Genomic DNA, 13,556 nt, shown 5'->3' with positions numbered 1-13,556 from the left:
TGCGTACGACTCAAGGATCTATAGAAATTAAAAACCCTTGATTCACCACCGTTAGATACAGGGGTAAATGCTGGAAAAAAGCTAAACGCCAATATTCTTTTCAAAATAAATACTCAGTAGAAAAAAGACTCGAGCGGTGACTTCAGTTCATCGCCGTTCCCTTTTCTCTTCAGACTTAAACTCTGTTTGGACGAGGATGGTAGCTCAACAGTAGCTATTGAAGGACTGCTGGCGCTAGATTTACTCTGCTGTATCCCCCAGGCGAGTCGTTTAAGTCGGGCTTTTAAGACTGGACGACGCGAAAGAAAACTAACAGCCCACCCCTTAATTATGGAGTTTGCTATTGCAGCTCGAATCAAATGAGAAATAAAACACTTTAACCTATGCTTAGTTTTCAAAAGTGGGGAAGCACTCAAGTTTGTTCCTTGCTTTTTTATCAACCTGCTAAAAAACCGAAGAGGACTAGTCAATCGCCACGAGGTACTTGCCAACAGTTCCTGAGTTTGCCTTTCAATCTCAGCTGCCAACATCTTGGATTCCAACATGGCATGCTCGACCTCAACCTCTTTCGAAGCAAGCTTACCTTCAAGCTCTGCGCGCTTGGCCTCTGACATCGCCACTTCAACATCTGATGCTACAAGTATAGCCTCAAGCTCCACTCGTTTGCCTTCAAGCTCTACGCACCTAGCTTCTGACGTCGCTACTTGGGCACCTGTTGCTGCAAGCATGGCCTCAAGTTCCACTCGCCCGGCTTCAAGTTCTACATTTTTTGCTTCTGACGCTTTTACCTGAGCATCTAACGCTATCAGCTTTGCCTCTGCTGTGGTGTATCTCTCGTTCTCAACAAGCAACTGCTGGTCATAACTAATACGAGCGTCTACCCCTCTTTGCTCGTAAAGAAGAACCAACTCGCGAGCTCTTTCTGCATCTCGAATCAGACTCGAGCAGTTTTCCAGCTTAACATCGCTATGCCAAATCAACGGCTCACTAATTTTACGAAGTGCAATAACTTCATCAATCAAGTGCTGTGACACTCCCGATAGGAGCAACAGAGCGTGAGCTCTCTCCTCAACCCTCTGAAAAAACTCTCTATCTTTAGCTCCATAAACTGCTTGAGGGGCTAAGCAATCAGAAAAATCCAGACCATCGACACCATGCTCCTCAAGAGCGGCCATAATTTGATTTCGATACTCTAAACTATCACTTAGTCGATCGATATTGATCTGCAACTCTGATTGTGCCACCCCTTCCTTCAAACCTAGAAACCAAAGTACATAAAAAACAAGATAACTACTATCTGGGGATAAGCGCCTTCGAAAGAACCAAGAAAACTTCTGAAAAACACTTCCCTCCACCAGACCATTGAACCCAATCTCATCAATCAAGCGGGTAATGACTTCGGGATGATTGGAACCATTGATACACATCTGGCTTGCATCATCAAAATAGTGATCCACCTTATATGACCACCACTGATCCCAAGGGTTGCGCCAAAGGTAGATATGACATCCTCCTAAAGCTTTCTTGATCACACCGATGCGGGAACTTGTCCGACACTCCTGTATGAATGGTCTTCCCTGAGCTGAAGATATCAGACTTGAAAGATACGGTACTCCCGCATGCTCTGGGGTCGTGGCAAAGTAACCATCGTAGATACAAGACTCTTCTAACTTATTTATACACTCATCAGAAACACTATACAGCTCAGAATAATAAGACCCTCTCACATCCGGATGGCGTAGCACCTTAGCTAAATCATTATCCGCCGCGAGCATACTTTCACGATTATTTCGCACAGACAACACAAACTCACTCATAGGTTCTTGAAAACACCAATACCCAGAAGTCGAGCGTCTAAAAACGCTAAAAATATATGTACTTCCCGCACGAAATAACGAGTGAACAAATACAGGACAGCCTTTCAACTCATTTAAACTGCTCACTCTTTACTCCATAGCAAGTTCAAATTTCGCCGGGACGTTTATAACACCAGCTTTTGCGAACGTCCCCTCATCCGCCCGCACACGAAACAGGAGCACATCGATGCGACGATGCAAAAATTTAGCAACATCGCCCGTATCGTCCCGAACTCCACAATTCACATAATAGGTTCCGGGCGCAAATGAATTGCCAAACTCAAACTTCAACAAAAGCTTTTCACCAGCGCAGAAAGTTCTACCTTTAACCTCTGGCATATCCGCAGTATCCATACCAAAAAGCGCCACTCCATCCCGGGTTTTAACCATGAAAGCAAACGCGATTTGTGTCACGTCCTCAGTGAAGCAAACACGATACTTCAGTATCAGATTATCGTTGCTACCGAACACGTTGGCCGGATGCCCCTCTGCACTTTCCAGCCATATCGATTCGACGACGGCTCGCCCATCCCCATAAGAAAGCTCGCAACCACTCAGCAAGCTAGGATCGACAACAGCCTCGGTACTTTTAACCACTGGTAAAACTGTTTTCCCACCACCAAACAAAACTTGTTCGTAAGTGTCACAGACGCTCTTCGCGGGACCAAAGGCAGCCACGCTTCCATGCTGTAGAAAAAGTGCTTTATCGCAAATCTTTTTAACTGTTTCAGTATCATGAGTAACAAAAAGTAGAGTTGTACCTTTTTCACGAAACTGCTCAATACGCCGATAACACTTTCGTTGAAAAGCAACATCCCCTACCGATAAGGCTTCGTCAACAATAAGAATTTCTGGACGTACTGCCGTTGCCACCGCAAAAGCCAGCCTTACTTGCATACCGCTCGAGTACACTCGCACCGGCTGATCTATATAATCACCTATATCTGCGAATGCTTCAATTTCCACCATATGACGAGCCACTTCCTCTAGGGAAAGCCCAAGCAGTTGACCGGCCATATAGGCGTTTTGCCTGCCCGTAAAGTCTGGGTGAAATCCCATACCCAACTCTAGCAGCGCAGCAACTCGCCCGTTGATACTCACGCTACCCGTCGTGGGTTGCGTTGTACCCGTAATCATCTTCAGAAGTGTGCTTTTTCCTGCACCGTTAACGCCGATAATCCCTACAGCCTCACCCGCATTCACAGAAAAACTTATGTCTTGCAAGACCCACTTGAGGATATGCCGAGGCTTGAGTCTCGGAATAAGCCACTCACCTAAACGCCCCCAACGCGTGCGATATTGCTTGTAGGCCTTGCCCAATCCAACAACCGTAATACTTCCCATCAAAGTTCGTCCACTATTTCGCCCGCATGCTTGCGGAAAAAACGCATCCCCACAAAGCACAAGAATGCCGCCAAGGAAATAATCGGCCACAAAGTCTCCCAGTGTGGCCATTGACCGGAAACTAGAACACCTTGAAAAGCAGCCATGAGGCTTGTCATGGGGTTAAGGTCGATAAATACACGAAGCTTCTCAGAGAGAGCGCTTACCGGATAAATAATTGGGGTTAGCCAAAACCAAAATGTGATAAAAATCCCGAAAAACTGTCCCACATCTCGAAAAAACACATTGAGAACACCCAGCGTAATGCCAAGCCCTATAGAGAAAAAAACCAGAATCACTAACAACGGTATCATGGCAACAAAAGCCCAGCCTGGAAAGTTCCCACTAACGACTAAAAAGGCAGTAAAAATACTAAATGTAATAATGAAGTTTATACCGGCATTCGCGACAACCACCACTGGCAGACACAAACGAGGAAAGCTGATTTTCTTCAATAAATTGGCATTCTCGATAAAAACCGTTTGGCTTCTCCCAACAAGTTCAGCGAACAACCCCCAGGTAAGTATTCCTGCACAAAGGTAGATACTGTAACCAAAGGTGCTATCGACACCTGGCAATTTCGCTCTCATCACCTCAGAAAAAATCACCGTATATACGATAATCATGGCTAAGGGGTTAAGTACCGTCCAGAGCGCACCAAGTAAGGAGTTCCTGTATTTGGACTGAAACTCTCGCTTGACACTACCAGAGATAAACCCGCGGTAGCTCCAAAGCGCTTTAAACATAGAACTCATTGATTTTTCCCCAGGATCAACCCTTCAAGAAGTGACAACTGCAATGAGAGCGTCGCCTTATCGGCACGCGATTCAACATTCAGTCGCAGCAGGGGCTCAGTGTTTGAACCCCTTAAATTGAAGCGCCAATTACCAAAGTCCATGCTCAGCCCGTCAGTCGTATCAATCGCAGGATTCAGATGACTATAACCCTTGCTTATTGTGTCAATCGTCGCCTGAACATTTTCAACGCGATAATTTATTTCACCGCTGCACGGAAAAGCAAAGATACGCTCATCAACCAATTGCGCCAGACTCTTCCCGTTGGCCGACATCAACTCAGCCACCAACAACCAAGGAATCATCCCGCTATCGCAATACGCAAAATCCCGGAAGTAGTGGTGAGCGCTCATTTCCCCGCCATACACTGCGTCTTCCTCGCGCATACGCTCCTTGATAAAGGCATGACCGGTCTTGCTCTGCACAGCAATACCACCCGCCTGTTCAACCTGCTCGATGGTACTCCAAGTCAACCGTGGATCGTGGATGATCTTGCTGCCAGGGTGTTTTATAAGCAGCATCTCAGCCAGAAGGCCAACTAGATAATAACCTTCAATGAACCGACCACCGGCATCAAAGAAGAAACAACGATCGAAGTCGCCATCCCAAGCCAGCCCGATATCGCAGTGATTCGCCAGCAGCGCCTCGCGTGTCAGTTCACGGTTCTCTGGCAACAGTGGATTGGGGACACCGTTTGGAAAGTTGCCATCAGGTTCTTCATTGATGAATACCCACTGCAGTGGCAGTCGTGCCGCCAGCGCCTGCAACACAGGACCGGCTGCTCCATTGCCCGGATCGGCGAGGATCTTCAAGGGCTTCAGGGCACTGATGTCGACGTAAGTCAGCAAATGGTCGATATAGCTACTCTTGTCAAACGCCTGACGAACCACGCCCTTTTCTACCGGAGCACTGCCCAGGTCACCCTGTTCAACGCGCTGGCGAATAGCATCGAGGCCAGTGTCGCCGCTGATAGGACGAGACTCAAACTTGACGAGTTTCATCCCGTTGTAGCCCTTAGGGTTATGACTGGCGGTGATCATTACGCCGCCGTCAACATTGTAGTGACTGGTGGCAAAGTAAACTTCCTCCGTGCCACACAACCCAATGTCGATCACATCGCCCCCAGCTTCGGTAATCCCCCGCATCAGCGCTGCAGCCAGAGACGGGCTTTCGAGCCTCATGTCCTGGCCGACCACGAAGGTTTTCCCCTGCAACTCGGCCACGAGTGCGCGACCTATACGGTAGGAGATGTCTTCGTTGAGTTGAGCGGGAACCTGACCACGAATGTCATAGGCTTTGAAGCATTGCGTCACGATAGGAGGATACATTCTACTCACATAACTGAAATGTCCGATGCCGCCAGGAGGCGGCAACGGCAAGAATGGACCGCCAGGCTTGATGTCGCTGGCGCACGGGCCCCGCAAGGTACGGGCTCGTTCGGGTTCAGTGTTGTTACTTATTGACACGACCGTAGTTGTCTTCGAAGCGTACAATGTCGTCTTCGCCCAAATAGTCACCACTCTGCACTTCGATCAGTACCAGATCGATAACCCCTGGGTTCATCAGGCGATGCTGGTGGCCGGCACGAATAAAGGTGGACTCATTGGTGTTCAACATCAGCTCTTGCTGATCGTTAACTACGATTGCCATCCCACTGACAACGATCCAATGTTCGCTTCTATGGTGATGCATTTGCAGAGATAGGGACGCCTTGGGCTTTACTACAATACGCTTGATCTTGAAGCGCTCGCCATTCTCTAACGTTGTGTAAGTCCCCCAAGGGCGATGCACTGTACGATGAAGCAAGTGAACGGTATGGCTACAGGCCTTAAGCTGATTGACTATATGTTTTACATCTTGAGCGTGATCTTTATGGGCAATCATCACCGCATCAGGAGTGTCGATTACCAGCAAGTCCTCGACACCAACCAACGCGGTAAGTCGACCCTCGCTACTAACATAGTTGTTCCGAGAACCATGGGAGAGAACTTCCCCCTCAAAACGATTTCCGTTCTCATCAGGCGCAGTCAACTCGCTGACAGCATTCCAAGAACCGATATCGCTCCAACCGATATCACATGGGATGGTTGCAACTTTGGAGGAACGCTCCATCAATGCATAATCGATGGAGATGTCCGGAACCTCTGCGAATGCATCAGCGTCTAGTGCAAGGCAACGATATTTCTCTGAGGAGGTGAGGCGCGAACTTTCGATGGTCTTGCAAACGGCAGCCACTATGTCCGGAGCATGCCGCCGAAGCTCCTCAAGCACCGTACCAACCCGGAAACAGAACATCCCCGAGTTCCAGTAGTAATTGCCGGCACTCACATAACCTTGAGCCGTTTCAAGATCAGGCTTTTCGACAAAACGGGCAACCTTCAGGCCTTTCTCCAACGGAGCCTCTTTTTGAGCCTCAATGTATCCAAAACCTGTTTCAGGATAGGTTGGCTGAATACCAAAGGTTACCAACCAACCTTCAGAAGCTAGCGCCGTAGCATTGGCTACAGCCGCTGCAAAGGCCTTTTCGTCTTTTATTAGATGATCCGCAGCCAGCACCAGCATATGAACATCAGGACCATGCATACTTTCCAATTGGAGCGCAGCCGCAGCAACAGCTGCAGCTGTATTGCGACCAAAAGGCTCTAGAATAAAGCCTTGAGCATGCTTAGCCGTATTAACTACACCGTATTCGTCTTCGGTCTTGAACAGGAGCTCACGATTGGTCACCGTAAGAACCTCCACAACACCATCCAAGCGAGAGGCACGAAGGAAAGTTTTTTGGATTAGATTCTGGCCATCTGGTAGATCCATGAACGGCTTAGGGTGGGCCTCTCGAGAAACGGGCCACAAACGGCTACCCACTCCACCAGACAAAATTACGGGAATCAGTTCCATGCTCTAAATCCTTAATCCCCCTCTGGCAGATACATCCAGAAACGGGGCTCAGTTATGTTTCCGATCATTCCTGCACCGTCATCGATGCAAAATCCTTACTCGAAGCGGCTGCAGATAACAGCTCGGCTTCGATCCGACCCCAGCCAAGCGCGTCAACCCGATTGGCTCGCGCACAGCCGCAGTCGGATATTACTGTCTAGCGACTGCTCTGGGGGCACATTGCGACAAGCTGAAACCCTCTTTGAGGAGGAAAGAAAGACCGCGCGAGTGAGGTATGCATTACTGAACGGGGTCAGATTATTCTTGTGGCTATTCTACAGCTAGAGCCACGAATTAATAACTCATGCAGAGGCAGGAGACAAAAAATCATCTAAAAACAAACGGGCCTTCCAGGTAATTGACATCAAAATAATATCAGCCATAATTTTGATCAATTTTCACTCAAGTCGACCATTGAGCCAAAGGCAACAAAAAAGCCTATGAAAATGATTAGGCCTCAGAATAGCGAATTAACGCTCCAAGATCCTTTCAAGTACAACTTCTCGCAGCCAGAGCCATAGACCCGTCAGGAGGCAGCTCCACTTCTCTCCTCAATGTCGCCAACCAACAGAGCCTTGCAGCATCAAGCAAGTAGCCTCACGACCAACACCCTCAGCCCTTTAGAGCAAGACTTTTCAGCCAAGACTCTTACGTGACACCCTACCTCTCAGCCCCAGAAGCCAGCCAAGGACAGGACCGATGACCAACCCGATCATCAGCGCCAGGACTGCAACAACCGAAACTGGTAACTGAGGACCTGCCCACCCAAGGAACAGGAGCGAGACGGGCTCCTGATTCTCCAAGATGAATGCAAGAATCGCCAAAACTGACAATAGGCAAACCACTACAACAAATATGCGTTTTAGGTTACGCATCAAATGCTCCTAAGATTACAACGATCAAATCCCTTCTTCATCCTCATTCACACGATCCCGAAGCTCTTTGCCCGGCTTGAAATGCGGAACGAATTTTCCATCCAAACTGACAGACTGGCCTGTCTTCGGATTGCGACCTACACGAGGTGCACGATAGTGCAAGGAGAAGCTACCAAAGCCCCGAATCTCAATACGATCTCCGGTTGCTAGGCATTGGGACATTTGCTCAAGCATGGTCTTGATGGCCAGCTCCACATCCTTGGATGAGAGCAGCCCTTGATGGGTGACAATTCGTTCGATCAACTCCGACTTCGTCATATTTTTCCCTTCTTTTTCAAGCAGCTAGATAAGCGCTTCAAAGGTTTTAGCACGACCGGGAGATTTTGAACAGCCCAAGCATTGACTTATCTCCCACCTTGCGAAAACGCTATAAACGAAGGTATTCAACAACACCCAAAACGAAAAACCTTGCAGCAATTTGACCTCCCACCACGCCATCCTACTAGCGGCACATGACAAGCATGGTCCGCGTGAGGTAACCCGCAGGATTCCAGCCAAAGGGATAGTCACCCTCCTCGTCCTTGGCATCACTGGACCTAGCGATGACCTTGTAGCCATCCCCTTTGCATTCACGCTCAGCGCGCTTGTAGCACTTGTCCCATCCAGCCCCAAGACCGGAGCAATCGATCTCGATACCGCTGACACCACGGACTGCATGGACCTTGGTATTGGTCGTACAGCCCACCAAGACTAGAAGAACTGCGAAAACCACAATGAGACTCTTCATCTACTTCCTTATACCGGGCAATCGCCCCACCATCATTCAGCTCAAACACGCATAGCCCTGAATAGGTTATTGATCCGCTTAAGAAAATAGACACCCGAATGACTCTATTGGTTTCCCCCTCGACAGATTCAAGCCAGAAGCCAGAAGCCAGAACCCAAATCTCAGACACAAAAAAGGGCGACCGAAGTCGCCCTTTTTCTATGGCCTGACAGAACTTAGTTCTGCTTTTCCATTTGTGCACGCAGCAGGTCGCCCAGAGTGGTAGGACCAGCAGCGATATCCGAAGCAGCTGGCTTGTCGCGCAGGCTCTGGATAGCTTCTTTCTCGTCTTCAACGTCTTTCGACTTGATCGAGAGCTGGATTACACGGCTCTTACGGTCAACGCTGATGATCTTGGCTTCAACTTCTTCGCCTTCTTTCAGGACGTTACGAGCATCTTCGATGCGATCACGGCTGATTTCGGAGGCTTTCAGAGTAGCTTCGATATCGTTGGCCAGGGTGATGATGGCGCCTTTGGCGTCAACTTCTTTCACAACACCCTTAACGATTGCACCCTTGTCGTTCTCTTGAACGTACTCGGAGAACGGATCGCTTTCCAGTTGCTTGATACCCAGGGAGATGCGCTCACGCTCTGGGTCAACCGACAGGATAACGGTGTCCAGCTCGTCGCCCTTCTTGAAGCGGCGTACGGCTTCTTCGCCCACTTCGTTCCAGGAGATGTCGGACAGGTGAACCAGACCGTCGATGCCACCGTCCAGACCAATGAAGATACCGAAATCGGTGATCGACTTGATGGTGCCGGAGATTTTATCGCCCTTGTTGAACTGGCCAGAGAAATCTTCCCATGGGTTAGATTTGCACTGTTTGATACCCAGGGAGATACGACGACGCTCTTCGTCGATATCCAGAACCATAACTTCCACTTCGTCGCCGACTTGTACGACTTTCGAAGGATGGATGTTCTTGTTGGTCCAGTCCATTTCCGAAACGTGCACCAGACCTTCAACACCTTCTTCCAGCTCAGCGAAGCAGCCGTAGTCGGTCAGGTTGGTTACACGAGCGGTAACGCGAGTGCTTTCTGGGTAACGGGCTTTGATAGCAACCCATGGATCTTCGCCCAGCTGCTTCAGGCCCAGGGAAACACGATTGCGCTCGCGATCGTACTTCAGAACCTTGACATCGATCTCGTCGCCAACGTTGACGATTTCGGAAGGATGCTTGATGCGCTTCCAAGCCATGTCGGTAATGTGCAGCAGGCCATCGACACCACCCAGATCGACGAATGCGCCGTAATCGGTGAGGTTTTTGACGATACCTTTGACTTGCTGACCTTCCTGCAGGGATTCCAGCAGAGCTTCACGCTCAGCGGAGTTCTCGGCTTCGAGGACGCTACGGCGGGAAACGACAACGTTGTTGCGCTTCTGGTCGAGTTTGATGACTTTAAACTCGAGCTCTTTGCCTTCCAGGTGCGTAGTGTCGCGCACTGGACGGACGTCAACCAGAGAACCTGGCAGGAACGCACGGATGCCGTTAACGTCGACAGTGAAGCCGCCTTTAACCTTACCGTTGATAACGCCCTTGACCACTTCTTCGGCTGCGAAGGCTGCTTCCAGAACGATCCAGCATTCAGCGCGCTTGGCTTTTTCACGGGACAGCTTGGTTTCACCAAAGCCGTCTTCAACCGAATCCAGAGCAACGTGAACTTCATCACCAACATTGATGGACAGTTCGCCAGCATCGTTGTAGAACTGCTCAAGCGGGATCAGCGCTTCAGACTTCAGACCAGCGTGAACGGTTACCCAACGCGCTTGGTAGTCGATGTCGACGATAACACCGGTGATGATGGAGCCTGCCTGAAGGTTCAGGGTTTTTAGGCTTTCTTCAAAGAGTTCCGCAAAGCTTTCGCTCATTTTAATTCCTGTTGATAAGGGCGAAGAATACGCCCATCTGCCACATCCCAGACAATGTGGGTTACGTTCATATAAAAGAAGGACCGCAGGACTATGACTGGTCCCCTGCGCTCCTCCTTGGTCACCCGGCGATATCGCGAATGGCGATTTCGCTCAGAATGCGCTCCAGCACCTGCTCGATGGACAACTCCGTGGAATCCAGCTGTATAGCGTCAACCGCCGGTTTGAGCGGGGCGACTGCTCGCTGGGTGTCACGCTCATCGCGCGCACGAATCTCATCTAGCAGACTCGACAGACTAACACCATCGACTTTTCCCTTCAACTGCAAGTAGCGACGGCGCGCGCGCTCCTCGGCACTTGCGGTGAGGAATATCTTCAGGGGCGCATCGGGAAATACCACTGTCCCCATGTCACGCCCATCGGCCACTAGCCCCGGCGGCTCCTGAAAAGCTCGCTGACGCTGCAACAGCGCATCGCGCACGGCCGGCAGCGCCGCAACCTGGGAGGCCCAGGCGCCGACCTGCTCGTTGCGCAAGTCGTCGGTGACGTCATCACCCTCCAGAATGATGCGTTGCGGATGACCTTCGGTCGCTCCGACGAATTGCACATCCAGATGAGCCGCCAGCAGTTTCAGCGACTCCTCATTGGTCAGGTCGACACCATGATTGCGCGCGGCAAAAGCCAGCAAGCGGTACAAGGCACCGGAATCCAGCAGGCACCAGCCCAAGCGTTTGGCCAGAATCCCGGCAATGGTGCCCTTGCCCGAGCCGCTTGGCCCATCGATGGTGATGACTGGCGCCTTGATGTTCACGACTGGGCCTCTTGCGCAACACGAATGCCGACTTGTGCGCATAGCGTAAGGAAGTTCGGGAAGGACGTGGCAACGTTGGCGCAGTCATGGATGCGGATTGGCGCATTGGCACGCAATGAAGCCACGCTGAAAGCCATGGCAATACGGTGATCGCCATGCCCGTGCACTTCGCCACCACCAATCTGGCTGCCATCAATGATGATACCGTCCGGCGTCGGCTCGCACTTGACGCCCAGGGCCAGCAAACCATCGGCCATTACCTGGATGCGGTCGGACTCCTTGACCCGCAACTCTTCGGCGCCACGCAGTACGGTACGCCCTTCGGCGCAGGCTGCGGCAACGAACAGCACCGGGAATTCGTCGATCGCCAGCGGGACCAGCTCTTCCGGAATCTCGATCCCCTTGAGCTTCGCCGCACGAACCCGCAGGTCCGCCACAGGCTCGCCGCCGACCTCACGCTGGTTTTCCAGGCTGATATCAGCCCCCATCAGACGCAGGATATCGATTACCCCAGTACGAGTAGGGTTGATGCCAACATGCTCGAGCACCAGCTCGGAACCTTCGGCGATGGACGCAGCCACCAGGAAGAAGGCCGCCGAGGAGATATCCGCAGGCACTTCGATATGGGTCGCCTGCAGCTTGCCGCCGGACTCGACCGAGGCCGTGGCGCCGTCGACCGCTACCGGGTAACCGAAGCCGCGCAGCATGCGCTCGGTGTGATCGCGGGTTGGCGCAGGCTCGGTCACAGTGGTCTTGCCTTCGGCGTACAGGCCAGCCAACAGCAGGCAGGACTTAACCTGGGCACTGGCCATTGGCATGGTGTAAGTCAGGCCTTTGAGCTTATGGCCACCACGGATGGTCATCGGCGGACGCCCTTCCGCTGCGGTTTCAATGACTGCCCCCATCTCGCGCAGCGGATTGGCTACGCGATTCATCGGACGCTTGGACAGCGATGCATCGCCCGTCAGCACGCTATCGAAACCCTGCGCAGCCAGCAGGCCGGACAGCAGGCGCATCGAGGTGCCGGAGTTGCCCAGGTAGATCGGCCCCGGAGCCGGCTTCAAGCCATGCAGGCCGACGCCATGAATGGTCACGCGACCATGGTGCGGACCTTCGATCACCACGCCCATGTCACGGAAAGCCTGCAGCGTCGCCAGGGCGTCTTCGCCCTCGAGGAAGCCTTCGACTTCGGTAGTACCTTCAGCCAGGGAGCCGAGCATGATCGAACGGTGAGAAATCGACTTGTCGCCTGGTACACGAATCCGCCCAGTCAGGCGGCCACCAGGATTTGCCAGGAAAATCAGGTTATTGGAGTTCATAGCGTCCACATAGGCCCGACGGGCCAGGATTTTACTGAAATGCTCGCGAGCAACCCGGGCGCGAGTGAATACGCCCAACAACTGGTGCCCATCCCCTGCATCGACCGCGTCGCGCAAGGCGTCGAGGTCGTTGCGAAATGTATCGAGTGTGCGCAGGACAGCTTCGCGATTGGCGAGGAAGATGTCGTGCCACATGACCGGGTCACTACCGGCGATTCTCGTGAAATCACGGAAACCGCCCGCAGCGTAGCGGAAGATGTCCAGATTTTCACTGCGCTTGGCCAACGAATCGACCAGACCGAACGCCAGCAAGTGCGGCAGATGACTGGTCGCCGCCAGCACTTCATCGTGGCGCTCGACCTGCATATGCTCGACATCCGCCCCCAGCTCCCGCCAGAGTTTGTCGACCACCGCCAGCGCTGCCGGATCGGTCTGCTCCAGCGGCGTCAGGATCACTTTGTGGCGACGGAACAACTGGCCATTGGCGGCTTCCACCCCGCTCTGTTCGGAACCGGCGATCGGATGCCCCGGGACGAAGCGCGGCGGCATGCCGCCAAAAGCCTCGGTCGCTGCTCGCACCACATTGCCCTTGGCGCTGCCGACATCGGTCAGGATCGCCTGCCCCAGATCCATGCCTGCCAGAATCGCCAGCAACTTTTCCATGGCCAGAATCGGCACCGCCAGCTGGATCACATCAGCGCCCCGGCACGCCAGCGCCAGGTCTTCTTCACAGCGATCCACCACACCCAACTCAACGGCCAGCTTGCGCGATTGCGGATCGAGATCGACACCGACCACTTCACGACATACGCCACTTTCACGCAGGCCCTTGGCAAAGGAACCGCCGATCAGTCCCAGACCGACCACCACCAGGCGACCGATCATAG

The 13,556-nt window shown here is 52.0% G+C and carries 11 protein-coding genes; all 11 read right to left on the bottom strand.

The window, feature by feature from the left end; all coding sequences use genetic code 11:
• Positions 1–113: 113 nt before the first annotated feature.
• The 11 genes from AC07VU_RS18355 to AC07VU_RS18305 all read right to left on the bottom strand — a co-directional run bounded on the left by AC07VU_RS18355 (position 114) and on the right by AC07VU_RS18305 (position 13,554).
• Positions 114–1,943, bottom strand: coding sequence for a hypothetical protein (locus AC07VU_RS18355; protein WP_495030218.1), 1,830 nt, complete (start codon positions 1,941–1,943; stop codon positions 114–116).
• A 3-nt stretch (positions 1,944–1,946) separates the two neighbouring features.
• Positions 1,947–3,200 (bottom strand): ABC transporter ATP-binding protein, encoded by a 1,254-nt coding sequence (locus AC07VU_RS18350; RefSeq protein WP_274304296.1) that lies wholly within the window; start codon positions 3,198–3,200, stop codon positions 1,947–1,949.
• Positions 3,200–3,994, bottom strand: coding sequence for an ABC transporter permease (locus AC07VU_RS18345; protein ID WP_274304297.1), 795 nt, complete (start codon positions 3,992–3,994; stop codon positions 3,200–3,202). Before AC07VU_RS18345 ends, AC07VU_RS18350 begins: the two co-directional genes overlap by 1 nt.
• Complete coding sequence (locus AC07VU_RS18340) at positions 3,991–5,361, bottom strand: phosphohexomutase domain-containing protein (protein ID WP_274304298.1); 1,371 nt, start codon at positions 5,359–5,361, stop codon at positions 3,991–3,993. Before AC07VU_RS18340 ends, AC07VU_RS18345 begins: the two co-directional genes overlap by 4 nt.
• A 124-nt stretch (positions 5,362–5,485) precedes the next feature.
• A complete protein-coding gene (locus AC07VU_RS18335) occupies positions 5,486–6,928 on the bottom strand; it encodes a mannose-1-phosphate guanylyltransferase/mannose-6-phosphate isomerase (protein ID WP_274304299.1) in 1,443 nt (480 codons plus the stop codon).
• A 674-nt stretch (positions 6,929–7,602) separates the two neighbouring features.
• The gene (locus AC07VU_RS18330) at positions 7,603–7,842 is read right to left on the bottom strand and encodes a LapA family protein (protein ID WP_274304300.1); all 240 of its coding nucleotides are present in this window, start codon (positions 7,840–7,842) and stop codon (positions 7,603–7,605) included.
• A gap of 24 nt (positions 7,843–7,866) precedes the next feature.
• The gene (ihfB, locus tag AC07VU_RS18325) at positions 7,867–8,160 is read right to left on the bottom strand and encodes an integration host factor subunit beta (protein WP_038577089.1); all 294 of its coding nucleotides are present in this window, start codon (positions 8,158–8,160) and stop codon (positions 7,867–7,869) included.
• A gap of 184 nt (positions 8,161–8,344) precedes the next feature.
• On the bottom strand, positions 8,345–8,629 hold the full coding sequence (locus tag AC07VU_RS18320) for a hypothetical protein (protein WP_274304301.1): 285 nt from the start codon (positions 8,627–8,629) through the stop codon (positions 8,345–8,347).
• Between the two features lie 215 nt (positions 8,630–8,844).
• Positions 8,845–10,539 carry a 30S ribosomal protein S1 gene (gene rpsA, locus AC07VU_RS18315; RefSeq protein ID WP_007931318.1) on the bottom strand — a complete coding sequence of 565 codons (1,695 nt, stop codon included), beginning with the start codon at positions 10,537–10,539 and terminating at the stop codon, positions 8,845–8,847.
• 121 nt (positions 10,540–10,660) lie between these two features.
• Positions 10,661–11,350: a (d)CMP kinase gene (cmk, locus tag AC07VU_RS18310; RefSeq protein ID WP_007931317.1), complete on the bottom strand. Its 690-nt coding sequence runs from the start codon at positions 11,348–11,350 to the stop codon at positions 10,661–10,663.
• Positions 11,347–13,554 carry a bifunctional prephenate dehydrogenase/3-phosphoshikimate 1-carboxyvinyltransferase gene (locus AC07VU_RS18305; RefSeq protein ID WP_495030257.1) on the bottom strand — a complete coding sequence of 736 codons (2,208 nt, stop codon included), beginning with the start codon at positions 13,552–13,554 and terminating at the stop codon, positions 11,347–11,349. Before AC07VU_RS18305 ends, cmk begins: the two co-directional genes overlap by 4 nt.
• Positions 13,555–13,556 lie beyond the last annotated feature (2 nt).

This window comes from Pseudomonas sp. GW821-FHT02B10 (assembly GCF_059421865.1).
This window is presented reverse-complemented; position numbering and strand designations above follow the sequence as displayed.